The organism is Methylosinus sp. PW1, from assembly GCF_000745215.1.
Lineage (GTDB): Bacteria > Pseudomonadota > Alphaproteobacteria > Rhizobiales > Beijerinckiaceae > Methylosinus.
Window position 1 is genome coordinate 1,383,819 of the sequence record NZ_JQNK01000009.1, and the last position, 24,996, is coordinate 1,408,814.

A 24,996-nucleotide genomic window follows, 5' to 3' on the forward strand; every position below is an offset into this window, starting at 1 on the left:
GGCGGGACCGGCGCAAAAGGCAAGGGGCGCGCGAAAACAGGGGCGCGCGAGCGCGCCCCCGCCTCCTTCAGTAGTTCAGCGTCGTTCCGGCGATGTGGAAGGTCACGAAGACATAGGCGATCATCAAGGCGCTCGCCGCCAGCGCGCTCTGATGGAGGCGCGTCCAGGCCCCGCCGACGCGCCGGCGCCAGGAGACCGAGGCCGCGTAGAGGGCGATCGCCGCCCCCGCCACGCCGAGCCAAGCCAGAGCGTAAATGGCGATCAGCGCCGGATCGAGCGCGTCGTTCATCACGCTCGGTTCTGTTCTCGCAAAGAGCGCGATCAAAGCCGCGACGACCAGAAGATCGGCGAGAAGCGCGAGCCTCGCGGCGGCGAGGAGCCGGCGATCGCCCGCCGCCAATGGGGCGGGCCGCCTCCGCCAGCGCCGCCACAGCGCGGCGGCGGGCCAGGCCGCGAGCGAGAGAAGGGCGAAGGCGAGGCTGGCCAGGAGAGCGGGCGCGATCCAGCGCGCGTCGAGGCGCCAGGGAACGCGCTGCCAGCGCATAGCGATCATGTCGAAGTAAGGCGGCTCGCCGAGGACCGCCGCGAGCCGCATGCCGCCCGGCCCCTCGAACACATTGTCGCCGGCCGGCTTCATCGCGCGGCTCTCGCCGAACGGCCATGCGGCCGAGGACATGCGGAGCCCGCCATCCGGCTCGACGCGAACGACGATTTGCGACAGCAGAGCCGAAGCCCGCAAGAAGCTCGAATCGGCGCGTCGGGTGGACTGATAGACGCCCTCGAGACGCCGGTCGGCCGGGCCGGCGGCGAGCTGCGGCGCCTTCGCCTGCGGCAGCAAGCGCTCGGCGATGGCCCGCGCAATGTCCGGCGCCTCCTTCTGATCGCTGAAGCCGTCGCGCGAGACGAACACGCCGAGCCCCTGGTCGCGGAACAGCTCCAGATCGCTGATGAAGGCCAAGGTGCCGCCGCCGTGGCCCACGGCCTCCGCGCCGCCGAGGCGACGGCCGAAGAAGACGAGGCCGAGCCAGCCCGCCGCCGTCGGCTCATGCGGCGTAAGCATCTCCCGCAGCCGCGCCGCCGGCAGGATGCGCGCGCCGTCGAGCTCGCCGTCATTCAGCAGCGCTCGCATGAAACGGCCCATATCCTCGCCGGTCGCGGAGAGCGCCCCGGCGGGAGCGGCGTGGATGGTCTCGAAAAAGCCGAGCGGCTTGCCGCGTTCGCGGTAGCCCTTCGCCGCCAGGGGCGCGAGCGTTTCCGGCAGAGGCTGGCGGAAGCTGCTGCGCACCATGCGCAGCGGCGCGAGAATGTGGCGCTCGACATATTCCGCATAGCTCTCGCCGGAGACGCGCTCGACGACCAGGCCGGCGAGCGCGAATCCGTAATTGGAATAGGCCGGAACATCGCCCTGCGGAAAAAGCCGCGGCGGCAGCGATTTTTCGACCCAGGCGGCGAGCGGCATGGGCTCTCCGCCGGCAAAGAACAAATCCTTCCCATGCTCCTCGAAGCCGGCGCGATGGGTGAGCAAAAGACGCATCGTCACCGGCTTTCCGCCCGGCGGAGTCGGTATCGCGAAGCCGACATAGTCGGAGACGTCGCGATCGAGATCGAGCTTTCCCTGATCGACGAGCTGCATCGCCGCTATGCCGGTGAAAAGCTTGGAGATGGAGCCCGGACGCGCCAGCGTGCGATCCGCGGAGAAGGGACGGCCCGCCTCCTTGTCTGCGAGACCATAGCCTTTGGCGAAGATCGGGCCGTCGCGACCGACCACAACAACAACGGCGCCGGCGCCGCCATGGTCGACCCATTCCGTCATGAGCGGATCGACGACCCCGGCGATATCGCTCTCCGAGAGGGCGGCCGGCTCGGCCGCGCCGCCGAGACAGGCCACGAAGAAAAAGGCGATGGCGAACGAAAAAAATCGCGCGATACGTGCGAGACGAAAACACCGCATTTCGAAAATTCCCTTCTCGGAAAGGCGCATCGCCGGCGCGCGGGTTGACCGCGAGCCCCGCAAGGCGGAAAAGCTCCGACGAGAGCAGCGTCGGCGACTTTTCGGGCGCGATTCTGGCGCGGAACGATATGCGAAACAAGTTACGGATCGGACAGGCTCGTCGCGCGATAGCGACATTCGCGGCGGCGGGATTGCTCGCCGCGCCGCTCTTTCCCGCGCTGGCGCAGACGGCCGCAGAGCCTTCGGCTCCTCCGGCCGCTCCTGCCGCGCCGGCGCCGGTCCCGGCGGCTCAAGCCCCGGCTCCTGCTCCTGCCTCTGCGCCCGCCGGCCCGGCCGAGCCCGGAGCAGCGCCGACGGCGGCCCCGCAGACGGCCGCCGCGCCCAAGCCGAAACCAAAGCCGAAGCCCAAGCCCGCGCCGCCGCGCGAGATGGCGCTCTCCGACGATCCGACCCCTGCGCTGCAGCCTGAGACCTTCTTCGCCACCTCGCTCGCCTCCGAGCGCTATGCTGCCATCGCCGACGCCGGCGGCTGGCCCAAGGTGGGCGCGCCATTGCAGCCCGGAGCGCGCGGCAAGGCGGTGGCGGCGCTGCGCAAGCGCCTTGCCGCCGAGGGCGATCTGCCGACGGAAGCCGCCGGCGGCGAGGCCTGGGACGCGGCGCTCACCCAGGCGGTGAGACATTTTCAATTCCGCATGGGGCTGAGGCAGACCGGCGTCGTCGCCGGCGCGACGCTGCGCGAATTGGACATTCCGGCCTCGGTGCGTTTCCGCCAGCTGGCCTCCTCGGCGCAGCGGCTCGCCGGCAATGATTTCCCCTTCGGCCCACGCTATATTGTCGTCAACATCCCCTCCGCCGCCGTCGACGCCGTGGAGAACGGCCATGTCGCACGGCGCTATACGGCGATCGTCGGCGATGTCGAGCATCCCTCGCCCGAGGTCGAGGCGAAGATCGGCGCGGTCAATCTCAATCCCACATGGACAGTCCCGGTCTCGATCATCAAGAACGAGATCATGCCCAAGATGCAGAAGGACCCGTCCTATCTCGCCAAGGCGCGCATTCGCGTCTTCGACAATCACGGGACCGAGGTGGAGCCGAAATCCATCAATTGGGCCAGCGAGCGCGCCGTCAATTACACGCTGCGCCAGGACAGCGGCGCGCAGAACTCGCTCGGCTCGATCCGCATCGCAATGCCCAACAAGCACGCCGTCTATATGCACGACACGCCGAGCAAGCGGCTCTTCGCCAGCGACTACCGCTTTCTCTCGCATGGCTGCGTGCGCGTCGAGGGCGTCTACGATCTCGCCGCCTGGCTGCTGGAGGGAGCGCCGGGACAATGGGACAAGGCCGCGATCATGTCGAAGATCGGCGGCGAGCGCCAGGACGTGAACCTGCCCAAGCCCGTGCCGGTCGTATGGGTGTATATGACCGGATGGGCTTCCGCGAATGGCACGGTCCATTTCCGCAACGATATATATGGGGTCGACGCAGTGGGCGAAGCGCGCGGAGATCGCTGAATTCGCTCCAGACTTCGGAGGAATCGCGATGCGCGCTTCGATTGCTTTCGTCGCGGCTCTGCTCGGCGCGCTCAGTGCGGCGCAGGCCGGCGAGCGCCCTTCCCGCCAGCCGCACCCGGCTCAGACCTATGTCGTCGTCCCGGTGCAATTCTGCGAGAAGATGTGCCCCGAGGACTTCGCGCCCTGCGATCCGATCTATTTCAAGACCGCCGATTCGCGCTGCGCGCAAGTGGGCGTCGGACGGTGAGGCGCGACTCCTTCTCCCGCAAGCGGGAGAAGGATGCTCTAATCGTCCAATCCCCGCGCGCTCTCGTGCCAGCGTGAGAGGGCGAGACGCGACAGCGCCGTCAGCCCCGCATAAATGACGATTCCCGCCAGCGAGACCAACGCCAGCGCCGCGAACATGCGCGGAATGTCGAGCCTGTAGCCCGCCTCCGAAATGCGGAAGGCGAGGCCCGCCCCCTGCCCCGCCGCGCCGGCCGCGAGCTCCGCCGCTATCGCGCCGATGAGCGCGAGCCCGCCGCCGATGCGCAGCCCGGCGAAAAATTGCGGCAGCGCCGCCGGCGCGCGCAGATAAACGAGCTTGCGCCAGGGCGAGGCGCGATAGAGATCGAAAAGCTCGACCAATGAGCGATCGACCGAGGCGAGGCCGAGCGAGGTATTGGCGAGAATGGGGAAGAAGGCGACGAGAAAGGCGCAGACCAGCACCGCCTCGGCGGGGGCGAGATAGACCAGCAGCAGCGGCGCTATAGCGATGATGGGCGTCACCTGCAGCACAATGGCGAAGGGCATCAGCGCGCGCTCCATCCAGCGCGAGCGCGAGATGAGCAGAGCCAGAGCGACGCCGCCGATCGTCGCCAGCGCCAGCGCCTCCAGCGCCGTCGTCAGCGTGACGAGGAGGGCGGCGAAGAGAAGATCCCTGTCCTTCACCAAAGTCTCGGCGATGAGGCTCGGCGCGGGCAGCACATAGGGTGGAATGGCCCAGAAGCGCACCGCCGCCTCCCAAGCGGCGAGCGCAGCGGCCAGCACGGCCAGCGGCGCCAATGTCTCGCGAAACGGGCTCGGCTGCGTCATCGCAGCTCCTCCCCATAGGCGCTGCGCAGAGCGGCGGAAGCGCGCCGGCAATATTGCGCGAATGCGGGGCTGGCGCGGAATTCATCGTCGCGCGCGATATTCGCATCTATGTCGATCGCATCGACGATCGCGCCGCCGCGCGCAGAGAGCGCGAGAATGCGCGTCGAGAGATAGACGCTCTCATAGATGGAATGGGTGACGAAGACGATCGTGGTGTCGAGCCTTCGCTTCATCGCCAGGAGATCGTCGCCGAGACGAAAGCGCGTCACCTCGTCGAGCGCGGCGAAGGGCTCGTCCATCAGCAGCAATTTCGGCCGCGTCACCAGGCCGCGCGCTATGGCGACGCGCATCTTCATGCCGCCGGAGAGCTGGCGCGGCAACGCCGTCTCGAAATCGGCGAGGCCGACGAGCGCCAGCGTCTCGCGCACCAGCGGCGCGGCCGCCTCGCGCGTCTTGCTGGCGAGGCGCAGCGGCAGATAGACATTGGCGAAGACATCGGCCCAGGGCAGCAGCGTCGCCTCCTGAAACACGAAGCCGATGTTGTGCGCCGCGGCCGAGTCACGCCAATCGACGGCGCCGGCGCTCGGCGTCGCGAGGCCGGCGATGAGCCGCAGCGCCGTGGATTTGCCGCAGCCCGACGGGCCGAGCAAGGTCAGAAACTCGCCGTCGCGAAGATCGAGATGGAAATTCTCCAGCGCCGCGACGCCATTGGCGAAGCTCTTGCCGATCCCGCGCAGCGAGACCAGAGGCTCCGCGGCGCCCATTGTCACTGCGCCCCCGCGGCATGCGAAGGCCGCAGCTCCAGCCCGACCTTCTTGTTCACGAAGCGCGTGGTGTAGCCCTGGGCGATGGGAAGATCGGCGGGGAAGACGCCGGCCTTGGCCATTTTGTCGAAGAAGCTGCGCACGCGGGCGTCGGTCATCGCGCCAATGCCGAGGCCGAGCGAATCGCCGGAATCGACAATGCCCCGCTCCTTCAGCTTCTCGACGGAATAGGCGAGCTGGCCCTCGGACATTTCGGGATTGTCCTTGCGGATGGCGGCGTTGGCGGCGCTATTGTCGCCGTAGATGTAATGATACCAGCCGATGATCGACGCGTCGACGAAACGCTGCACGAGATCGGCCTTGGCCTCGATCGTCTCCTTGCGCGTTTCGATCGTCGTCGAATAGCTGTCATAGCCGTAATCGGCGAGCAGAAACACATTGGGCGTGAAGCCGCCCTGACGCGCGATCTCGAAAGGCTCGGAGGTCAGATAGCCCTGCTGGATCGATTTCCTGTCGGCGAGGAAGGGCGCCGAGTTGAAGGTGTAGGGCTTGATCTTCTCTTCCTTGAAGCCATAGGCTTGGCGAAGCCATTGATAGACCGAGACGAGATTGTCATTGCCGACGAAAGCCGTCGCCTTGGGCAGATCCTCGAAACGATCGAAACCCTCGCCCGGATGCGACATGAAGATGATCGGATCCTTCTGGAACATGCTGGCGACGGCGACGATGGGCGCCTTCTGCTGCACGGCGGAGAAGGTCTGGATGAGATTGGCGCCCATGCAGAAATCGACGCGGCCGGCGGCGAGCAGCAGCCGCGCGTTGGACTGCGGGCCGCCCTGCAATATTGTGACGTCCAGGCCGTATTTGGCGTAAGTGCCGTCGACGAGGGCCTGATAAAAGCCGCCATGCTCGGCCTGCGCCCGCCAATTGGTGGCGAAGGAGACCTTGTCCAGCGCCAGCGCCGGAAGGGCGGCGAAGAAGAATGCCAAAGCCGCGATCTGTGCTGCGAAGCGTTTCGTCATCGATTGCCTCACCTCGATTTTTTCAACGATCTTCGGGTTCTCCCTTCTCCCACTCTGTGCACGGCTGTCCGGGGAAAGTTTTTCGGTTGTAAGCAGGGCGTTTGAGGACTCGCGCAGATTGCGAAATCTGTCTTCGAAGCGCTCTTCCGGCCTCTTTGGTCCGTTTTTCCATGAGACAGCCACCGCAAAGCGAGCGCTGAGAACCCATCTTTGGTTGAGAAACAGGCTCCAAAGACTCGCTTGCGTTGCGCCAAAATTTTCCCCGGACAGCCGTGCACTCTGTGGGAGAAGGTGGCCTTGCAAAGCAGGGTCGGATGAGGGCTCGACCCACCGCAATGATCTTCGAATTTTTCTCGCCAACGCCGAGGGACCCTCATCCGACCTCGCTTCGCGAGGCCACCTTCTCCCGCGCGCGGGAGAAGGGTGCGCCCTATGGCGATCCCCGTCCGAAAGGTCTACCCTCTCCGCCATGCTTCCATCCCGCTATTGGATCGACCTCGCCACCACTGAATTCCGCGACCTCGAGATGGAGCGCGTCATCGCCGTGCTGCCCATCGCCGCCGTCGAGCAGCATGGGCCGCATCTGCCGGTCGGCGTCGACTCGCAGATCATGCGCGGCATGATCGAGCGCGTCGTCGACCGCCTGCCGGACGATCTCGACGCGCTGTTCCTGCCTCTGCAGGCGATCGGTGTCTCCATCGAGCATGGCGATTTTCCCGGCACGCTCAGCCTCTCGCACGAGACGGCGCTGCGCCTTCTCTGCGAGATCGGCGAAGGCGTCGCCCGCGCCGGCTGCCGCAAGCTCGTACTCCTCAATTCGCATGGGGGCAACTCGGCGCTCATCTCCCAGGCGGCGCTGGAGCTGCGCATTCGGCGCGAGCTGCTCGCCGTTTCCTGCTCCTGGCATCGCTTCGGCTATCCCGACGGGCTGTTCGGCGAGGAGGAAATCCGCCTCGGCATACACGGCGGGGAGATCGAGACCTCGCTGATGCTCGCGCTCGCGCCGGATTTCGTCGATGTGGCGCGGGCGCGGCATTTTCGCTCGGCCAACGCCGATTTCGAGCGCGATTTCACCTGGCTGCGCGCCGACCGGCCGATCGGCTTCGGCTGGAAGACGCAGGACCTCTCCAAGGAAGGGGCGATCGGCGACGCCGCGGCGGCCAGCGCCGCCAAGGGCGAGGCCGCGGCCGATTATTGGGCGACCGCCTTCGTCGAGCTGCTGCGCGACGTCGAGGCCTTCGATCTCGCGCGCTTGGCCGGCGCGCCGCCGAAATAGCGCCGGAAACGCCACAGGGAACCGGCCTTTCGCCGGTTTTGGAGGCTTTCGTCCCGGCGCGGTTCGGTCTACAACGCGCGCAACCGCGCAGCCAGACGCTCCAAAGAGGCCCCGATATGACCGAAATCATCGATATTCACGCTCGCGAGATACTCGATTCACGCGGCAATCCCACGGTCGAGGTCGAGGTCGTGCTGGAGGACGGCTCCTTCGGCCGCGCCGCCGTGCCGTCCGGCGCCTCCACCGGCGCCCATGAGGCGGTGGAGAAGCGCGACGGCGACAAGACCCGCTATCTCGGCAAGGGCGTGCTGGACGCCGTGCAGAGCGTCAATGAGGACATAGCGGGCGAGCTCGTCGGCTTCGAGGCCGAGGATCAAGTGGCGGTCGACGAGGCGCTGATCGAGCTCGACGATACGCCGAACAAGTCGCGCCTCGGCGCCAACGCCATTCTGGGCGTGTCGCTGGCCGTCGCCAAGGCCGCCGCCGACGCCTCCTCGCTGCCGCTTTACCGCTATATCGGCGGCGTGCAGGCGCGCGTGCTGCCGGTGCCGATGATGAACATCATCAATGGCGGCGTCCACGCCGACAATCCGATCGACTTTCAGGAATTCATGATCCTGCCGGTGGGCGCGCCCACCGTGCGCGAGGCGATCCGCTGGGGCGCGGAAGTGTTCCACACGCTGAAGGCGGCGCTGAAGAAGGCCGGCCTCTCCACCTCCGTCGGCGACGAAGGGGGCTTCGCCCCCAACCTCCCCTCCGCAGAGGCGGCTCTGGACGTGATCGTCGAGGCGATCGTGACCGCCGGCTTCGTGCCGGGCGAGGACATTTATCTCGGCGCCGACGTCGCCTCGACCGAGTTCTTCAAGAACGGCAAATATGTCTATGAGGGCGAGAAGGTCACGCGCTCCATAGAGGAGCAGGTCGCCTATCTCGCCAAGCTCGCCGAGGCCTATCCGATCGTCACCATAGAGGACGGCATGGCCGAGGATGATTGGGAGGGCTGGCGCCTCCTCACCGACACGCTCGGCGACAAGATCCAGCTCGTCGGCGACGATGTGTTCGTCACCAATGTCGAGCGTCTGGCGCGCGGCATCGACGAGGACGTCGCCAATTCGCTGCTGGTGAAGGTCAATCAGATCGGCACGCTGACCGAGACGCTCGCCGCCGTGGAGATGGCGCATCGCGCCGCCTATACGACGGTGATCTCGCATCGCTCTGGCGAGACCGAAGATTCGACCATCGCCGACATCGCCGTGGCCACCAATAGCGGGCAGATCAAGACCGGCTCGCTGGCGCGCTCGGACAGAGTCGCGAAATACAATCAGCTCATACGCATCGAGGAGGAGCTGGGACCGGCGGCCATCTACGCCGGCCGCAGCGCGCTGAAGGCGCTGGTGTAAGGCCCCTCCCGCACCCTCCCCCGCTCACGCGGGAGAGGGAATTCGGCGACGTTGCGCGAACTTTGGATGAAGGCCCGAATCTGCTCCCTCTCCCGCAAAGCGGGGGAGGGTTGGGGAGGGGGCCTTCGACACGGATATTCGGCTCTCCCCCATGCCCATGGAAAAGACCTTCGACCCCTCGACCATCGAAGCGCGGATGCGCGAGCTCTGGGAGGAGGCGGGCGCCTTTCGCGCCGGCCGGCCGGAGCGCGCCGGCGCGAAGCCCTTTTCCATCGTCATTCCGCCGCCGAACGTCACCGGCTCGCTGCATATGGGCCATGCGCTCAACAATACGCTGCAGGATATTCTCGCGCGCTATCATCGCATGCGCGGCGACGATGTGCTGTGGCAGCCGGGCACGGATCACGCCGGCATAGCGACGCAAATGGTGGTCGAGCGCAAGCTCATGGAGCGCCAGCAGCATCGCCGCGAATTGGGCCGTGCGAAGTTCCTGGAAGAGGTGTGGGCCTGGAAGGCGGAGTCGGGCGGCGTCATCGTCGAGCAGCTGAAGCGGCTCGGCGCCTCCTGCGACTGGTCGCGCGAGCGCTTCACGCTGGACGAAGGGCTCTCCCGCGCCGTGGTGAAAGTCTTCGTGCAGCTCTATCGCGACGGGCTCATCTATAAGGACAAACGCCTCGTCAATTGGGACCCGAAGCTGCTGACCGCCATCTCCGATCTCGAGGTGCAGCAGATCGAGGTGAAGGGCCATTTGTGGCACTTCAAATATCCTGTGGTCTATCACGACGGCCAGCCGACCGGCGAATTCATCACCGTGGCGACGACGCGCCCCGAGACCATGCTCGGCGACACGGCGGTGGCCGTGCATCCCGAGGATGAGCGCTATAAGAAGCTCGTCGGCAAGAATGTGCGCCTGCCTCTGGTCGGGCGCCTCATCCCCATAGTGGCGGATGAATATTCCGATCCCGAGAAGGGCACGGGCGCGGTGAAGATCACCCCCGCGCATGACTTCAACGATTTCGAGGTCGGCCGCCGCCACGGTCTGCGCCTCATCAATGTGCTCGACGCCGAAGGCGCGGTGACACTGAAGGACAATGCGGATTTCTTCGAGCATGTCGCGCCCTCTCCCGAGCTGGACATGACGGTCGCCGCTCTGCACGGCCTCGACCGCAACGCCGCCCGCGCGCGCGTCGTCGCGATGATGGAGGAGCATGAGCTGCTCGCCGAAGTGTCGGACCATAAGCATATGGTGCCGCATGGCGACCGCTCCGGCGCCGTGCTGGAGCCGCGCCTCACCGACCAATGGTATGTCGACGCCAAGACTCTGGCGCAGCCGGCGCTCGCCGCCGTGCGCGAGGGCCGCACCAATTTCGTGCCGAAGAATTGGGAGAAGACCTATTTCGATTGGCTCGAGAACATCCAGCCCTGGTGCGTGTCGCGCCAGCTGTGGTGGGGCCATCGCATACCAGCCTGGTATGACGAGGACGGCAATGTCTTCGTCGAGGACAGCGAGGAGGCCGCCCTCGCCGCCGCGCGCGCGAAGCACGGACGCGACGTTGCGCTGACGCGCGACGAGGATGTGCTCGACACTTGGTTCTCTTCGGCGCTCTGGCCCTTCTCGACGCTCGGCTGGCCCGACGAGACGAAGGAGCTCGATCGCTATTACCCCACCAATGTTCTGGTGACGGGCTTCGACATCATCTTCTTCTGGGTCGCCCGCATGATGATGATGGGCCTCTATTTCAAAAAGGAGGTCCCCTTCCACGACGTCTATATTCACGCCCTCGTCCGCGACGAGAAGGGCGCGAAAATGTCGAAGTCGAAGGGCAATGTCATCGACCCGCTTCATCTCATCAATGAATATGGCGCCGATGCGCTGCGCTTCACCCTCGCGGCCATGGCGGCGCAGGGGCGCGACATAAAGCTCTCGACGCAGCGCGTTGTCGGCTATCGCAATTTCGCGACCAAGCTTTGGAACGCCTCGCGCTTCGCCGAGATCAACGGCTGCGCGCGCGTCGCCGGCTTCGATCCGAAGAACAACCGGATCACGCTCAATCGCTGGATCGTCAGCGAAGCGGCGCGCGCCTCCGCCGAGATCGCCGCGGCGATCGAGGCCTATCGCTTCAACGACGCCGCCAATGCGGCCTATCGCTTCGTCTGGAACCAGTTCTGCGATTGGTATCTGGAGCTCGCCAAGCCCCTGCTGCAAGGCGAGGACGGCGCCGCCAAGGACGAGACGCGCGCCACCACGGCGTTCCTGCTCGATCAGACCTACGCGCTGCTGCATCCCTTCATGCCCTTCATCACCGAGGAGCTGTGGGGCGTCAAAGGTTTTGAAGGTCCGGCGCGGGAGACGCCGCTGGCGCTGGCGCAATGGCCCGATCTTTCCGGCCTCGAGGACGCCGCCGCGGAGGCGGAGATCGGCTGGATCGTCGATCTCGTCTCCGAAGTGCGCTCGGTGCGCTCGGAGATGAATCTCCCCGCCGGCGCGGAAGTTCCTCTCGTCCTCGTCGGCGCGGACGCGGATGTGCAGTCGCGCGTGACGCGCTGGGACGAGACGCTGCGCAAGCTCGCGCGCCTCTCGCAGATCGGCTTCGTCGACGCCGCGCCCAAGAGCAGCGCGCAATTGATCGTGCGCGGCGTGCTCGCCGCCATTCCGCTGGAAGGCGTCATCGATTTCGCGGCGGAGAAGGTGCGTCTCGCCAAGGAGACCGCCAAGCTGGAAGGCGAGGCGAAGAAGATCGAGGCCAAGCTCGGCAACGCCGATTTCGTCGCCCGCGCGCCGGAAGAGGTGGTGGAGGAAAACCGCGAGCGCCTCGAGGAGACGCGCGAGCGCATCGAAAAGCTGACAGCCGCGGCCAAGCGGCTCGGCTGAGCCTCATCCAGAGTCCTGCCGTCGTCCCGAGAAGGATGGCGGCGCGGCCCTCGCAGAGACAGCCGCCTAATCGGCGAGGCGAGGCGCGCCATTCCTTTCCATTGTGATCTCCTTCGCAATTTCGTCGATCGCGCGCCGTAGCGTCTCCTCGAGCATCGCCGATCCGCCCCGCCCCAAGGCGTGGATCGCCTCATCCGTCTTTTGCTCGATTATCCGCAGCGTGAAACCACTCGGCGACTCGCATCCAGATCGCGCCAAGGAGAGATCACGCAGAGCGAGCGCGAATTGCCCGCGCGTCGCCAACAACATGCGCGCGAGCGAAAGAACCAGGGCGAATTGGCGATCGCCGGCGTCGCCCATCCGCGCCGCGCCCGGGAGCTCCCCCGCCTGATTGTCATTGCACAGCGGCGCGAGGCCCGTTTCCGTGGGACGGCGACGGTCCCCACGCCCCAACCAATCCGCGTCACGCAGGCCGTCGCGTCGAACGAAATCGCTCCAACTACAAATCATGGGCGCAACAAGCCGCACGGTGACACGCCACATCCGGCGTGTTAACCGTAAATGGAAACCAACTCCGCGCCGAAGGTCCCGCATTCGCGCGTCTCTGTCAAGCAAATATGAGAGAGTGCGTGCCGGAAACGAAGGAAAATCCCGTATTCGATAGAACAGGCCTCGCGCAGAGATTGGGCCAGGCGGTCGATGCGGCGGGCGGTCCAGCCAGAATCTTGCGGGACGCGGGCGTCACTTCCTCCACTTATAGCCGCTATCTCAATGGCGAGACCGAGGCTTCGGCCGAGAAGCTCGGCCGCATCGCCGAGGTGACGGGCGTCTCGCTCGACTGGCTGGTGCTCGATCGCGGCGCTCCCATATTCGAGGCCGGCGCGCCGCCGGCGATTCCGCTCGGCCCGGATATGGCGCAAATCCCGCCGCTGCGGATCGGCGAGGCGGCGGAGCGCGAAATCGCCGGCGAGCGGATCGCCTTTCCGCGCGCTCTGCTGCGACGCCTCGGAACCGAGATCGACGCGCTCGAATTTTTGCGCGCGCGCGGCGATTCCATGCGGCCGACGATAGAGGATGGCGCGATCGTGCTGATCGACCGCTCGCAGCGCGACATTATCGGCGACGCCGTCTATCTCGTCTCGCTCGACGATGGCCCGCTGATCCGTCGCGTGCGCCGCAATGTGGATGGCGCGATCACGCTGATCTCCGACAATCGCGCCTGCTACGAGCCCGAGCGGCTGGAGCGCGGCGACGCCGAGCGCCTCTGCGTCCACGGCCGCATTCGCTGGACCGAATCCCTGCTCTGACGCGCGCTGGACCCCTCCGCTTTCGTAAATTGGCGGTGTCAAAGCCACGGTCGTCTCGCCATCGTCAGCATGGCCGAGCCATCCGGCCGTGAGACCAATGAAAAAAAACCAACGGAGGGAACAATGGCGTTGAACGTTCATGGCGGCACGAATTACGGCAAGATCGTCATATGGGCGGTCGGCCTCGTCGCCTTCGTCGCCGTCGCGCTGACGAAGGTTCCAGAATGGATTTCGCCCAAAAGCGCGAGCGTGACGGGCGACACCGGCGCCACCACGCGCATGATCAATTGAGGAACGCGCGGCGAGCCGCAATTCATCCGAATTCGTCTCGTTTCGCTTCGCCCCGCGCGCCCGAGCGGGGCGATTTTTTTTGCGCGCGGCGCTGGACCCGTCGCCGCTCGCCGATTGGCGGTTCAACGGCGCGGCGCAGACGTTACCGTCGGCGCCGTAAGTGTGACGATCCCCACTGCCTCGCCGGCTTCGGCCGCGCGAGGCCTTTTTGCCTGCGCGGCGCCGCGCCGGGAGACGAGCCGGGGGTATCCATGCCGAGGGATCGGGGCTATCTTGCGCGCGCCCTTTCCGCCCTCTCTACGAGGGCCTAGCGTTCATGCTCCTCGCGCGATGACTCTCACACATAAGCCCGTCGGTCCCGACAGCCGCGTCTTCCTCGTCGACGGCTCGTCCTTCGTCTTTCGCGCCTATTTCCAGTCGATACGGCAGGACGCGAAATATAATTACCGCACGGACCGCCTGCCGACCGGCGCGGTGCGGCTGTTCTGCGCCAAGCTGTTTCAATTCATCCGCGAGGGCGCGGCCGATCTCACGCCGACGCATCTCGCCATCATCTTCGACAAATCGGAGAACTCCTTCCGCAAGGAGATCTACCCAGACTACAAGGCGCATCGTCAGGACCCGCCCGACGATCTCATTCCGCAATTTCCGCTGATGCGCGCCGCTGTGCGCGCCTTCGGCCTGCTGCCGATCGAGCAGGACGTCTATGAGGCGGACGATCTCATCGCCACTTACGCTAAGCAAGCGCGCGCGCGCGGCGCCGATGTGCTGATCGTCTCCGCCGACAAAGACCTCATGCAGCTCATCGACGATAAAGTGTCGATGTATGATCCCGCTTCCGGCGCGCGCGAGGAGCGGCGCATCGGCGTCGCCGAAGTGGTCGATTATTTCGGCGTGCCGCCTGCGAAGGTCGTCGATGTGCAGGCGCTCGCCGGCGATTCCACCGACAATGTGCCGGGCGCCAAGGGCATTGGCGTCAAGACGGCGGCGCAGCTCATCAATGAGTACGGCGATCTCGACACGCTGCTGGCGCGCGCCGGCGAGATCAAGCAGCCAAAGCGCCGCGAGACGCTGACCGATCCTGCGAGCGTCGCGCTGATCCGCACGTCGGAGAGACTGGTGAAGCTCGTCGACGACGCGCCGCTGGAGATTCCGCTGGACGATCTCGGCCTGCATCAGCCGGACGGCAAGACGCTGGTCGGCTTTCTGCAAGCGATGGAGTTCACGCAGCTCACGCGCCGCGCCGCGGAGACCTATGGCGTCGAGGCGAATGAGATAGAGCCGGACCCCGCCTTCGTCGGCCCGGCGGGATGGCGCGCCCGCAATGGCGAGGTCGCCGAAGCGCCCGCCCTCCCCGCGCCGGAAGCGGTTGCGCCCGCCGCTCCCGCGGCGGAGAAGGGCGCGCTCGGCCCGGTCGCGCTCGCCGAGGCGCGGCGCGAGCAAGGCGTCGCGACCAAGATCGATCGCTCGCTCTATGAGACGGTGACGACGCTCGAGCGGCTCGACGCCTGGATCGCGGAAGCCTTCGCCATCGGAATCGTCGCGATGGATACGGAGACGACCTCGCTCGATCCCATGTCCTGCGATCTCGTGGGCGTCTCGCTGGCGACGGCGCCCGGACGCGCCTGCTATATTCCGCTGCAGCATGTCGCGCCCACCGGCGCCGATCTGCTCGGCGGCGATCCGCCGCCCGCGCAAATTCCCTTTGCGGAAGCGCTCGCGCATCTGAAGCCGCTGCTGGAAGCGCGCGGCGTGCTGAAGATCGCGCATAATATGAAATACGATCTCCTCGTTCTGGCCTGCTGCGGCATCGATGTCGCGCCGATCGAGGACACGATGCTGATCTCTTACGTGCTCGACGCCGGCCGCAATAATCACGGCCTCGACGAGCTTTCGAAGAAGCATCTCGGCCACGAATGCATTCCCTTCTCCGCCGTCGCCGGCTCCGGCCGCAGCTTCATCGGCTTTGCGCGCGTGCCGCTCGACAAAGCGACCGAATATGCGGCGGAAGATTCCGATGTCGCTCTGCGTCTGTGGCGCGCGCTGAGGCCGCGCCTTTCCGCCGAGCATATGACCAGCGTCTATGAGACGCTGGAGCGCCCCATGGTGAGCGTGCTCGCCAAGATGGAGCGACGCGGAATCGCCATCGACCGCAATATTCTCTCGCGCCTCTCCGGCGAATTCGCACAGGATATGGCGCGGCTCGAGGCCGAGATTCACGAGCTCGCCGGCGAGAGCTTCAACCTCGGCTCGCCCAAGCAATTGGGCGATATTCTCTTCGGCAAGATGGGCCTGCCCGGCGCCAAGAAGACCGCCACCGGCGCCTGGTCCACCTCGGCCAGCGTGCTCGACGAATTGGCCGAGAGCGGCAATATTTTCGCCGCGCGCATATTGGATTGGCGGCAGCTCTCCAAGCTCAAATCCACATACACGGATGCGCTGCCCGGCTTCGTGAACAAGACGACGCATCGCGTCCACACATCTTACGCGCTCGCCGCGACGACGACGGGACGGCTCTCCTCGTCCGACCCCAATCTGCAGAACATCCCCGTGCGCAACGAGGCGGGGCGCAAGATTCGCACGGCCTTCGTCGCCGAGCCCGGCAATGTGCTCATCTCGGCGGATTATTCGCAGATCGAATTGCGCCTACTCGCGCATATCGCCGATATTCCGCAATTGCGGCAGGCTTTCGCGGATGGAATCGACATTCACGCGATGACCGCGAGCGAGATGTTCGGCGTGCCGGTGCAGGGAATGCCGTCCGAGGTGCGACGCCGCGCCAAGGCGATCAATTTCGGCATCATCTATGGCATTTCCGCCTTCGGCCTCGCCAATCAGCTCTCCATTCCGCGCGAGGAGGCGGCCGCCTATATCAAGCGCTATTTCGAGCGCTTCCCCGGCATTCGCGCCTATATGGACAAGACGCGCAAGGCCGTGCGGGAAAACGGCCTCGTCACCACTATTTTCGGCCGCAAATGCCATTTCCCGCGCATCGGCTCCTCCAACGCCTCGGAGCGCGCTTTCTTCGAGCGCGCGGCGATCAATGCGCCGATCCAAGGCGCGGCCGCCGACATCATCCGCCGCGCCATGGCGCGCATGGATGAAGCGCTCGCGCATGAGCGGCTGAACGCGCGCATGCTTCTGCAAGTGCATGACGAGCTGGTGTTCGAGGCGCCGAAGGACGAGGCCGAGGCGACGATCCGCATCGTCAAGCGCGTGATGGAAGAGGCGCCGCATCCGGCGGTGGCGCTCTCCGTGCCGCTGGAAGTGGAAGCCCGCGCCGCGCAGAATTGGGACGAGGCGCATTGATGTGGCGCGACGCCGCAGTCGGCCCCGCAAAGCGGGCTATCGAATGCGCGCATCCTCATCGCGCCCCCCGACGATAGCGGGCGCTTTCCTTCGGTTTCTCGGCTGCTCGGCGTGGATGGCCGGGACAAGCCCGGCCATGACGGCCGCAGGGCGAATCCAGGGCGCGCGAAAGCGCCCCGCCGCGTCGCGGGTGATGCAAGGTCGTTCGGGACGCCGCGGCCGCCGTCGGCCAGGGCCTCTTTAAAAAAGACGCATCGGAAGCTTTGACGTCCCGAACGCGGTCTGCCCCTCCTCTGCTCCGCCTCCCGACCCAGGTGTGTTTTTCCCTTTCAGGTAGTCTATTCCCGCGCGAGCCTGGGATATTCGGCCGGCTTTTGCATTTGTTCCCAAATGCCTCCGCACGAAGGAGAAGCCGCGCCGGCGGAGTGGCGTCGAGCGCGTGAACGAGGGTAGCCGCCCCGCGTCTCTCGAAACCGCGCCCCCGCCGGCCCCGCTCCTACCCAGAGAGAGGCCCTTGCCGTTCGGCGAGGGTGAGGGAGTATAGGAATATATTCTGGAGATTGTCAAGGCGAGGACCGGAGGGGACCCCACCGCCCAATTCGCGCGGGTTCAGTATTTAGCCTTATGCGATTTTGCTTATGCTACGCGTGGCGAGGAATGTCGAAGACGAGCAGTCCGGGCTCTCCTAAAGGGAGCTGAGCCACGACTTCACCGGCTGGATTTAGGACCGCTGTAGGTCCCCAGGCGACACGGCCATCGCGCTCGCCGGTGACATCGGCGGAGACGAGCCAGAGCCCTGTTTCACGGCAACGTTCTCCCCGGATGGCGTTGTGGGCGTCCTTAAGCGCTTCAGCCGTCTTTCGGCGGCACATGTTGTTCGCGGGACAAACGATCAAGGATGCGCCGAGGTTCGCTACTTTCCGCGCGGCTTCGGGGAAGTTTGTGTCGTAGCAAATGTTGATTCCGAAACGCAGACCTTCCGCTTCAAAGACAGGGTTATCGGTTCCAGCATGGAAGCAATTTTCGCCGCCGAAGAGGCGCAACTCGGTTTCGGTTCCAACGTTGAAAACGTGCTCGCGGTTGAAAAGGTGCGCCTTGCGATAGCGACCGACGAGGACGCCGCGATCCACAACGATAGCCGTGTTGAACAGGCGACCCTCTTCTATCTCGATAAGTCCCATGACGATCATTGGGCCGGTCTTCGGAAGACGGTTTAGCACCGCAGAAAACGCAGGTGAGGCGAGATCGAGAGCATTTCGGCGCGCGGCTGCGTCTTCGGTCAGATAGCCCTGAAGAAAACCTTCAGGGAAACATAGCAGCGACGCGCCACCTGATTTGGCGCGCGCCGCAAACTCCGCCGCGCAGATTAGCGCGGCCTCGGTGTCTTCGAGAAATTCAGCGGTTTGTGCGGCGGCGATTCTGATTTTTTTCATAAGGCGGCTAGTTTTTGAGGCTCTGAATGGGGCATTCCATTTGACGGCGGCAGAGAGCCTGTAATTTTCCGGCGTTTCCAACAAGCGATTTCCGATTATGCGTAAATCAAGACTTCTGCAACACGCGCCGCACCCTTGCGTTTCGAAGGCTTCCGCCATCAAAAAGATACGCGCGAAATTCGGCAGACGCCGGGCGAGCAAGACCCGCGCCGGAAGAGGCGCTTCCACCTCCCCCTCGAGGGGGGAGGTCGAGCGCCGAAGGCGATCGGGAGGGGGTGAACCCCCGAGTCTTTGCCGTTGAACCCCACCCCGGACCGCTTCGCGGTCCGACCCTCCCCCTGAAGGGGAGGGTGGAAACGCCCTATGAATGTCGGGCTCGCGTCCTGCGGCGAGCGCCCTTACAATCCCGTGTCGTCGTGCGGCGGCTCGCCATTGGTGAGGCCGACGGCGAAACGCGTCCATAGGCGCTCGTGCAGATAATAGAGCACGATCTTGGAGACGATCTCCGTGCCGGTGATCGCCGCCGATATGCCCGTGTCCTGCGTGAACAGGAAGGCCGCGCCGAAAGTGATGACGCTGCCGGGCACGCGCCAGGACAGCGACTTCACCAGGCTGCGCAAGGGCGTCGGATGCAGCAGATGATCGGGCGGCGGCACGCCTTCCATGGAGGCGTAGCTCGCCTCCACGCCATTGCGCGCGCTGCGCTCGGTCCAGGCCGATTGCTTCACCATGCCGACGGCGACCGTCTCATTGGTCACGCGGTCGATGAGGATGAAGCCGCCGGTCTCGCGATTGTCCTCATAGAGATCGCAGGCGATGGCCGTGTCGAGCCACAGCTCCGCCTCGCCGATCTCGTTGAAGGCGAGCGTCTGCGTCGCATCGGCGAGCGGCTCGGCGAGGCCGGTCTCGATCTTTATGAGCGAGGCGACCTGCTTCACAAAGGCCGGCGTCGTGCGCGCGCCGAGCTTCAAAAGATAGCTCTTGTCCAGCGTGAGCGGCTCGCGCACCAGCCACAGAAGGCGGGCCGACAGGCGATCGCCGATCTTGGCCGGCGACACGGGCGAGGCGAGCATGTCGCCGCGCGAAATGTCGATCTCCTCGGTGAGGGTCAGCGTCACCGACTGGCCGGCCACCGCATGGGCGAGATCGCCGTCATAGGTGACGATGCGCGCGATTGTCGTGTCGCGGCCGGACGGCAGCACGCGGACGATGTCGCCGGGCTTTACGTTGCCGCTGGCGATGAAGCCGGAGAAGCCGCGGAAATCATGGGACGGCCGGTTCACCCATTGCACGGGAAAGCGGAAGGGCAGCACGCGGGCGTTGTCGTCCGAGGCGACGCTCTCGAGATAGGCGAGCAGCGGCGGGCCGGAATACCAGTCCATCTTCGTGCTGGCGTGCACGAGATTGTCGCCGTCCTTGGCGACGAGCGGAATCACCTGAATGGTGAGAAAGCGCAATTGCTCGGCGAAGGCGCGGAAGTCGCGCTCTATGTCGGCGAAGACCTCCTGCGAATAGGAGGCGAGGTCCATCTTGTTGATGGCGACGACGACATGGCGCACGCCGAGCATGGAGACGATGACGCTGTGCCGGCGCGTCTGATCGAGCAGGCCCTTGCGCGCGTCGACGAGCAGAACGGCGAGATCGGCCGTCGAGGCGCCGGTCGCCATATTACGCGTGTATTGCACATGGCCGGGCGTGTCGGCGACGATGAACTTGCGCTTCTCCGTCGCGAAATAGCGATAGGCGACATCGATGGTGATGCCCTGCTCGCGCTCCGCCGCGAGTCCGTCGACGAGCAGCGCGAAATCGAGATCGTCGCCCTGCGTGCCGTGCTTCTTCGAATCCTGCTCGAGCGCGGCGATGAGATCGTCGGCGGCGAGATCGGCGTCATAGAGCAGGCGGCCGATCAGCGTCGACTTGCCATCGTCCACCGAGCCGCAGGTGATGAAGCGCAGCAAGGGCTTGTCGGCGGGCGCCGGCCCGGCGGGAGCGCGCAGCGGCGCGGGCGTGGCGAGGCCGCCGTGCATCAAAAATAACCCTCCTGCTTCTTCTGCTCCATGGAGGAGGAGCCGTCGTGATCGATGAGGCGTCCCTGACGCTCGGAGGAGCGGCTCGCGCGCATTTCGGCGATGATCTCCTCCAGCGTCGCCGCGGAGCTGTCGATCGCGCCGGTCAGCGGATAGCAGCCGAGCGTGCGGAAGCGCACCAGCCTCTGCTGCACGGTCTCGCCGGGCTGCAGCTTCAGGCGATCGTCGTCCACCATGATGAGCATGCCGCCGCGATCGATCACCGGGCGCTCCTTGGCGAAATAGAGCGGCACGACGTCGATGCCCTCGCGCGCGATGTAATCCCACACATCGGCCTCGGTCCAATTGGACAGAGGGAAGACGCGCAGACTCTCGCCCGGCCCCTTGCGGGCGTTGTAGAGGCGCCAGAACTCGGGCCGCTGCGCCTTCGGGTCCCAGCGATGCTGGGCGTTGCGGAAGGAGAGCACGCGCTCCTTGGCGCGGGACTTTTCTTCGTCGCGCCGCGCGCCGCCGAAGGCCGCGTCGAATTTCCATTTGTCGAGCGCCTGCTTCAGCGCGTCGGTCTTCATGATCTGCGTATGCAGCTGCGAACCATGCACTGTGGGATCGATATTCATCGCGATCCCTTCAGGATTGGAGTGCACGAGCAGCTCGAGGCCCGTCTCGGCCGCGCGGCGGTCGCGAAAGGCGATCATTTCCTTGAACTTCCATGTCGTGTCGACATGCAGAAGCGGGAATGGCGGCTTCGACGGATAAAAGGCCTTCATGGCGAGATGCAGCATCACCGCCGAATCCTTGCCGATGGAGTAGAGCATCACCGGCCGCTCGCATTCGGCGACGACCTCCCGTAAGATGTGAATGCTCTCCGCCTCCAGCCGATCCAAATGGCCGAGGGGCTTGGACGCCAACGCGTTCATTGCGAGCCCTCCGGCGCCGGACCGCGCGTCAGCCTTCCGTCCGGCCCGACATGCAGGCCGCATTCTTTCTTCTCGTCCTCTTCCCACCACCAGCGGCCGGCGCGCTCGCTCTCGCCGGGCTCCAGCGCGCGCGTGCAGGGCGCGCAGCCGATGGAGAGAAAGCCCTTGGCGTGCAACTCGTTCACCGGCACGCTGAATTCCTCCGTCGCGGCGACGATGGAGTCGCGCGTGTAATCGGCGAGCGGATTGAGCTTGATGAGCCGACGCTCGGCGTCGCTCTCGATGAGATGCACGCCCTCGCGCGCCTGCGATTGATCGGCGCGCAGGCCCGTCACCCAGGCGGAGGCGCCGGCGAGCAGGCGCGACAGCGGCTCCACCTTGCGAATATGGCAGCAGGCCTTGCGATTCTCGACCGAGCGATAGAAGCCGTTGACGCCATGCTCGGCGACATAATCGGCGAGCGGCAGCGCCTGCGGATAGGCGGCGTGAATGCGCCGCGCATAGCGCGCCTCGGTCTTCTCCCAAAGGGCGATCGTCTCCTCGAAGAGACGGCCCGTGTCGATCGTCACCACATCGATCTCGAGGCCCTGGGTGAAGATGGAATGGGTGACGAGCTGATCCTCTATGCCGAAGCTCGTCGTGAAGACGATACGGCCGGGAATGACCTCGCGCGTGAGCTTCAGGCGATGATCGAGATCGAGCGGCGCGAGGCGCGGCGCCAGCGTTTCGACGATCGACGTCTTCATGCCACGCCCTTTCGCCGGCGTTCGAGTATGGACGCGCCGCCAGCGACGCCGCGCTGATAGGAGAGGCTGCGCGCCTGACGCGCCTTGGCCCAATTGGCCTCGCCGTGATGCGCCGCGAGCTCGTCGGGAATTTCGATCGTGTCGAAGCCGCCGCCGATCGCATGCAAATATTGATCCGGCGTCAGCCTTCCGCTCGCCCGCAACTCGCCGGCGAACCCCTCGCGCCGCAGCAGCCGCGCCAGCGAGAAGCCGCGCCCGTCGGTGAAGGCCGGAAAGGCGATGTCGATGAGCGCGAGACGCGCGAAATGAGGCGCCAGCGCTTTCGGGTCCGTCGTATTGGCGACATAGACGCCGAGCGTCGTCGGCCGCGCATCCTCCAGCGCGGCGGGCAGACGCGCGAGCGAGACGATCACCTTGCCGGAGCCGGGAAGCGATTCCTCATCGGCGAGACGGCGCCACTCGTCCGCGATGAAAGCGCCGTCAGATACCAGAGCCATCCTCGCCCTCCCGGCGCGCAGATTCCTTGAAACGCTTATGGCCCAAGCGCCGCCATGTGTCGATGAAAGCCTCGCCGTCGCGCCGCTCGGCGAGATAGAATTGCACCAGGCTCTCGATCACATCGGGAACTTCTTCCGCCGACACGCCGGGACCGAGCAATTCGCCGATCGAGGCCGAAAGCGTCGGATCGCCGCCGAGCGTGATCTGATAGGATTCGACGCCTTTCTTCTCGAGGCCGAGAATGCCGATCGCGCCGATATGATGATGGCCGCAGGCGTTGATGCAGCCGGAAATCTTGATCCCCAGCTTGCCGATGAGACGCTGGCGCTCGAGATCGGCGAAACGTTCCGAGATCGCCTGCGCGATCGGAATGGAGCGCGCCGTCGCCAGCGAGCAATAATCGAGCCCCGGGCAGGAGATGATGTCGCTGATGAGCCCGGCGTTGGCGGTCGCGAGGCCCGCCGCCGAGAGATCGCGCCACAGAGCGAGAAGATCATCCTGCTTCACATGCGGAAGAATGATGTTCTGCTCATGGCTGACGCGCAACTCGCCGAAACCATATGTGTCCGCAGCGTCGGCCAGCGCGCGCATCTGCGCGGAAGTGGCGTCGCCCGGAATGCCGGCGATCGGCTTCAGCGAGACGGTGACGATGGCGTAGCCGGGAACCTTATGCGGCGCGACATTCACCGCGGCGAAGGCGGCGAATTCAGCGTTCTCCGCCTTGGCCTTTTCGAAGCCGTCCGAGCGCGCAGGCAAGCTTTCGTAAGCCGGCGGCGCGAAGGCCGCGACGACGCGCTCCAGCTCCTGCGCGTCATAGGCGAAAGGCGCGCGGTCCATGGCCGCGAGCTCCGCCTCTACCTGCGCGCGAATCTCGTCGAGCCCGGTCTCGTGCACCAATATTTTGATGCGCGCCTTATATTTGTTGTCGCGGCGGCCGAAGCGATTATAGACGCGCAGAATCGCCTCGAGATAGCTCAGCAGATCGGCGCGCGGCAGGAATTCCCGCAGCAGCTTGCCGACGAAAGGCGTGCGGCCGAGACCGCCGCCGACGATCACCTCATAGCCGATCTCGCCTTCCGCATTCTTCACGATGCGCAGGCCGATGTCGTGAATCTTGATCGCGGCGCGGTCATGCTCGGCGCCGCTCACCGCGATCTTGAACTTGCGCGGCAGGAAGCTGAACTCGGCATGAGCGCTCGACCATTGGCGCAGAAACTCCGCCGTCGGCCGCGGGTCCTCCAGCTCATCGGCGGCGACGCCGGCGAAATGATCGGCGGTCACATTGCGAATGCAATTGCCGGAGGTCTGGATCCCATGCATGTCGACGTCGGCGAGCGCCTCGAGAATATCCGGCACATCGACGAGCTTGGGCCAATTATATTGCAGGTTCTGCCGCGTGGTGAAATGGCCGTAGCCCTGGTCCCATTTGTCGGCGATATAGGCGAGCTGGCGCATCTGCCGCGAGGTGAGCGAGCCATAGGGAATGGCGACGCGCAGCATATAGGCGTGGAGCTGCAGATAGAGCCCGTTCATCAGGCGGAACGGACGGAATTCCTCCTCCGTGAGCGCGCCGGCGAGGCGACGCTCCACCTGGCCGCGGAATTCCGCGACGCGCTCGCGCACGAAGGCGCGGTCATATTCGTCATAGGCGTAGATGGTCGGCGCGGCATTGGGGCGCGGCGGCAGGGCCGGATCATGCGCAGTCATCGTTTCCCCGCTCCTTGCAGCCATGCCTGCTTGCCGAGATCGCGCCGCACGCTCGGGCCGGCGGCGCGGAACTTCTCGCGAAAATGCGACGGCGACGGCGCGCCGGCCGCATCCACCGTCACATCGACCAGATAGGCGTCGACGACGCGATTGGCGGCGACCGCAACCTTGCCCGCCGCGTCCAGCGTCGCCGCCTCGGCCTCGTCATAAGCAATTTTCGCGCGCAGGAGATCGCGCTCCCAGCCGTCCGGCCCCCAAAACACGACATCGCCCGCGGCGAGATCGGAGGCGAGCAGGATTTTGGGCGAGAATTTGGGATTGGCGGGCCGCGTCATGTCGGCTCCTTGACCAGAGTGAGCTTCAGCCCGTCCAGCTCGTCCGACCAGATGATCTGGCAGGAGAGCCGCGAGGTCTCGTGCAGAAAGGGCAGCTCGTCGAGCTTGTCGATCTCGTCCTCGCGCGGCGGCGCGACCTTGTCGGCCCATTCGGGATCGAGCACGACATGGCAGGAGGCGCAGGCGACCGCGCCGCCGCATGTGCCCTCCATGCCCATCCCATAATCCCGCAAAATCTCCATCAACCGCCAGCCTTCCACAGGCTCCAGCTCGTGGGTGACGCCGTCTGCGTCCTCGACACGGATCACGCTCATCCTTTTCTCCGAACAGGCGCTGTCGCCGCAAAGGCGCCCTTCCTTCGGCTGTCGGCCCTGCGCGACCCCCTCACGCCGAGCAAAGCGGGCGCGCCGATCGCCGCAAAGCGCGGAGACCTCGGCACGAACCGCAATCCTTCGAAAATGTGAGACCTACTTATTCGAGGTCGCGTGAATGTCAATTCACTATAAGATAGCCCCGCGCCTCGAAAAACTACAAACGCTGCGCGTGGTATCAA

The 24,996-nt window shown here is 65.5% G+C and carries 21 protein-coding genes; 8 read left to right on the forward strand and 13 right to left on the reverse strand.

The features are described 5' to 3' along the window. Positions 1 to 67: 67 nt before the first annotated feature. Positions 68 to 1,951: a serine hydrolase gene (locus K369_RS24845; protein WP_198033140.1), complete on the reverse strand. Its 1,884-nt coding sequence runs from the start codon at positions 1,949 to 1,951 to the stop codon at positions 68 to 70. Between the two features lie 128 nt (positions 1,952 to 2,079). Here K369_RS24845 and K369_RS16250 point away from each other — a divergent pair, with 128 nt between their 5' ends. After that, a complete protein-coding gene (locus K369_RS16250; protein WP_245278221.1) occupies positions 2,080 to 3,465 on the forward strand; it encodes a murein L,D-transpeptidase in 1,386 nt (461 codons plus the stop codon). Positions 3,466 to 3,493: 28 nt separating this feature from the next. After that, a complete protein-coding gene (locus K369_RS16255; protein ID WP_156967949.1) occupies positions 3,494 to 3,712 on the forward strand; it encodes a hypothetical protein in 219 nt (72 codons plus the stop codon). A 38-nt stretch (positions 3,713 to 3,750) separates the two neighbouring features. Here the strand turns inward: K369_RS16255 and K369_RS16260 are convergent, their stop codons facing one another. The 3 genes from K369_RS16260 to K369_RS16270 are packed head-to-tail and all read right to left on the reverse strand — an operon-like array spanning position 3,751 to position 6,325. Continuing rightward, complete coding sequence (locus K369_RS16260) at positions 3,751 to 4,539, reverse strand: ABC transporter permease (RefSeq protein ID WP_036292463.1); 789 nt, start codon at positions 4,537 to 4,539, stop codon at positions 3,751 to 3,753. Beyond that, positions 4,536 to 5,303, reverse strand: a complete 768-nt coding sequence (locus tag K369_RS16265) for an ABC transporter ATP-binding protein (protein ID WP_051949341.1) — start codon at positions 5,301 to 5,303, stop codon at positions 4,536 to 4,538. The genes K369_RS16260 and K369_RS16265 overlap by 4 nt, the downstream gene beginning before the upstream one ends. A 2-nt stretch (positions 5,304 to 5,305) precedes the next feature. Beyond that, positions 5,306 to 6,325: an ABC transporter substrate-binding protein gene (locus K369_RS16270; RefSeq protein WP_036292467.1), complete on the reverse strand. Its 1,020-nt coding sequence runs from the start codon at positions 6,323 to 6,325 to the stop codon at positions 5,306 to 5,308. 469 nt (positions 6,326 to 6,794) lie between these two features. Between K369_RS16270 and K369_RS16275 the strand changes: the two genes are divergently transcribed. The 3 genes from K369_RS16275 to K369_RS16285 all read left to right on the forward strand — a co-directional run bounded on the left by K369_RS16275 (position 6,795) and on the right by K369_RS16285 (position 11,873). Continuing rightward, complete coding sequence (locus K369_RS16275; RefSeq protein WP_036292469.1) at positions 6,795 to 7,601, forward strand: creatininase family protein; 807 nt, start codon at positions 6,795 to 6,797, stop codon at positions 7,599 to 7,601. Positions 7,602 to 7,717: 116 nt separating this feature from the next. Further along, positions 7,718 to 9,001, forward strand: coding sequence for a phosphopyruvate hydratase (gene eno / locus K369_RS16280; RefSeq protein ID WP_036295494.1), 1,284 nt, complete (start codon positions 7,718 to 7,720; stop codon positions 8,999 to 9,001). Positions 9,002 to 9,158: 157 nt separating this feature from the next. Continuing rightward, positions 9,159 to 11,873 (forward strand): valine--tRNA ligase, encoded by a 2,715-nt coding sequence (locus K369_RS16285; RefSeq protein WP_036292471.1) that lies wholly within the window; start codon positions 9,159 to 9,161, stop codon positions 11,871 to 11,873. A gap of 66 nt (positions 11,874 to 11,939) precedes the next feature. Here K369_RS16285 and K369_RS16290 read toward each other — a convergent pair whose 3' ends face one another. Beyond that, on the reverse strand, positions 11,940 to 12,233 hold the full coding sequence (locus K369_RS16290; RefSeq protein ID WP_156967950.1) for a hypothetical protein: 294 nt from the start codon (positions 12,231 to 12,233) through the stop codon (positions 11,940 to 11,942). A gap of 269 nt (positions 12,234 to 12,502) precedes the next feature. On the opposite strand from K369_RS16290, the gene K369_RS16295 reads away from it, so the two are divergent. The 3 genes from K369_RS16295 (at position 12,503) to polA (ending at position 16,780) form a co-directional block, all read left to right on the forward strand. Continuing rightward, complete coding sequence (locus tag K369_RS16295) at positions 12,503 to 13,180, forward strand: LexA family transcriptional regulator (RefSeq protein WP_245278222.1); 678 nt, start codon at positions 12,503 to 12,505, stop codon at positions 13,178 to 13,180. A gap of 123 nt (positions 13,181 to 13,303) precedes the next feature. Further along, positions 13,304 to 13,471 carry a hypothetical protein gene (locus K369_RS27245; protein ID WP_018267973.1) on the forward strand — a complete coding sequence of 56 codons (168 nt, stop codon included), beginning with the start codon at positions 13,304 to 13,306 and terminating at the stop codon, positions 13,469 to 13,471. A 330-nt stretch (positions 13,472 to 13,801) separates the two neighbouring features. Beyond that, a complete protein-coding gene (gene polA, locus K369_RS16305; protein ID WP_036292479.1) occupies positions 13,802 to 16,780 on the forward strand; it encodes a DNA polymerase I in 2,979 nt (992 codons plus the stop codon). A gap of 641 nt (positions 16,781 to 17,421) precedes the next feature. Here the strand turns inward: polA and K369_RS16310 are convergent. From K369_RS16310 to K369_RS16345, 8 genes are all read right to left on the reverse strand, one after another. Next, positions 17,422 to 18,213 (reverse strand): carbon-nitrogen hydrolase family protein, encoded by a 792-nt coding sequence (locus K369_RS16310; RefSeq protein WP_036292481.1) that lies wholly within the window; start codon positions 18,211 to 18,213, stop codon positions 17,422 to 17,424. Positions 18,214 to 18,611: 398 nt separating this feature from the next. Continuing rightward, the gene (cysN, locus tag K369_RS16315; protein ID WP_051949342.1) at positions 18,612 to 20,240 is read right to left on the reverse strand and encodes a sulfate adenylyltransferase subunit CysN; all 1,629 of its coding nucleotides are present in this window, start codon (positions 20,238 to 20,240) and stop codon (positions 18,612 to 18,614) included. After that, positions 20,240 to 21,157, reverse strand: coding sequence for a sulfate adenylyltransferase subunit CysD (cysD, locus tag K369_RS16320; RefSeq protein WP_036292483.1), 918 nt, complete (start codon positions 21,155 to 21,157; stop codon positions 20,240 to 20,242). Before cysD ends, cysN begins: the two co-directional genes overlap by 1 nt. Then, positions 21,154 to 21,903, reverse strand: a complete 750-nt coding sequence (locus K369_RS16325; protein ID WP_036292485.1) for a phosphoadenylyl-sulfate reductase — start codon at positions 21,901 to 21,903, stop codon at positions 21,154 to 21,156. Before K369_RS16325 ends, cysD begins: the two co-directional genes overlap by 4 nt. After that, on the reverse strand, positions 21,900 to 22,400 hold the full coding sequence (locus K369_RS16330; RefSeq protein WP_036292487.1) for a DUF934 domain-containing protein: 501 nt from the start codon (positions 22,398 to 22,400) through the stop codon (positions 21,900 to 21,902). Before K369_RS16330 ends, K369_RS16325 begins: the two co-directional genes overlap by 4 nt. Further along, a complete protein-coding gene (locus K369_RS16335; protein WP_036292489.1) occupies positions 22,384 to 24,108 on the reverse strand; it encodes a nitrite/sulfite reductase in 1,725 nt (574 codons plus the stop codon). The genes K369_RS16330 and K369_RS16335 overlap by 17 nt, the downstream gene beginning before the upstream one ends. After that, positions 24,105 to 24,443 carry a DUF2849 domain-containing protein gene (locus tag K369_RS16340; RefSeq protein ID WP_036292491.1) on the reverse strand — a complete coding sequence of 113 codons (339 nt, stop codon included), beginning with the start codon at positions 24,441 to 24,443 and terminating at the stop codon, positions 24,105 to 24,107. The genes K369_RS16335 and K369_RS16340 overlap by 4 nt, the downstream gene beginning before the upstream one ends. After that, positions 24,440 to 24,757, reverse strand: a complete 318-nt coding sequence (locus tag K369_RS16345) for a 2Fe-2S iron-sulfur cluster-binding protein (RefSeq protein ID WP_036292493.1) — start codon at positions 24,755 to 24,757, stop codon at positions 24,440 to 24,442. Before K369_RS16345 ends, K369_RS16340 begins: the two co-directional genes overlap by 4 nt. Positions 24,758 to 24,996: the final 239 nt, after the last annotated feature.

Bases quoted from the DNA above. Each gene is read 5' to 3' on its own strand.
- K369_RS24845 (WP_198033140.1), bottom strand. From the start codon at position 1,951: ATGCGGTGTTTTCGTCTCGCACGTATCGCGCGATTTTTTTCGTTCGCC.
- K369_RS16250 (WP_245278221.1), top strand. From the start codon at position 2,080: ATGCGAAACAAGTTACGGATCGGACAGGCTCGTCGCGCGATAGCGACA.
- K369_RS16255 (WP_156967949.1), top strand. From the start codon at position 3,494: ATGCGCGCTTCGATTGCTTTCGTCGCGGCTCTGCTCGGCGCGCTCAGT.
- K369_RS16260 (WP_036292463.1), bottom strand. From the start codon at position 4,539: ATGACGCAGCCGAGCCCGTTTCGCGAGACATTGGCGCCGCTGGCCGTG.
- K369_RS16265 (WP_051949341.1), bottom strand. From the start codon at position 5,303: ATGGGCGCCGCGGAGCCTCTGGTCTCGCTGCGCGGGATCGGCAAGAGC.
- K369_RS16270 (WP_036292467.1), bottom strand. From the start codon at position 6,325: ATGACGAAACGCTTCGCAGCACAGATCGCGGCTTTGGCATTCTTCTTC.
- K369_RS16275 (WP_036292469.1), top strand. From the start codon at position 6,795: ATGCTTCCATCCCGCTATTGGATCGACCTCGCCACCACTGAATTCCGC.
- eno (WP_036295494.1), top strand. From the start codon at position 7,718: ATGACCGAAATCATCGATATTCACGCTCGCGAGATACTCGATTCACGC.
- K369_RS16285 (WP_036292471.1), top strand. From the start codon at position 9,159: ATGGAAAAGACCTTCGACCCCTCGACCATCGAAGCGCGGATGCGCGAG.
- K369_RS16290 (WP_156967950.1), bottom strand. From the start codon at position 12,233: ATGGGCGACGCCGGCGATCGCCAATTCGCCCTGGTTCTTTCGCTCGCG.
- K369_RS27245 (WP_018267973.1), top strand. From the start codon at position 13,304: ATGGCGTTGAACGTTCATGGCGGCACGAATTACGGCAAGATCGTCATA.
- polA (WP_036292479.1), top strand. From the start codon at position 13,802: ATGACTCTCACACATAAGCCCGTCGGTCCCGACAGCCGCGTCTTCCTC.
- K369_RS16310 (WP_036292481.1), bottom strand. From the start codon at position 18,213: ATGAAAAAAATCAGAATCGCCGCCGCACAAACCGCTGAATTTCTCGAA.
- cysN (WP_051949342.1), bottom strand. From the start codon at position 20,240: ATGCACGGCGGCCTCGCCACGCCCGCGCCGCTGCGCGCTCCCGCCGGG.
- cysD (WP_036292483.1), bottom strand. From the start codon at position 21,157: ATGAACGCGTTGGCGTCCAAGCCCCTCGGCCATTTGGATCGGCTGGAG.
- K369_RS16325 (WP_036292485.1), bottom strand. From the start codon at position 21,903: ATGAAGACGTCGATCGTCGAAACGCTGGCGCCGCGCCTCGCGCCGCTC.
- K369_RS16330 (WP_036292487.1), bottom strand. From the start codon at position 22,400: ATGGCTCTGGTATCTGACGGCGCTTTCATCGCGGACGAGTGGCGCCGT.
- K369_RS16335 (WP_036292489.1), bottom strand. From the start codon at position 24,108: ATGACTGCGCATGATCCGGCCCTGCCGCCGCGCCCCAATGCCGCGCCG.
- K369_RS16340 (WP_036292491.1), bottom strand. From the start codon at position 24,443: ATGACGCGGCCCGCCAATCCCAAATTCTCGCCCAAAATCCTGCTCGCC.
- K369_RS16345 (WP_036292493.1), bottom strand. From the start codon at position 24,757: ATGAGCGTGATCCGTGTCGAGGACGCAGACGGCGTCACCCACGAGCTG.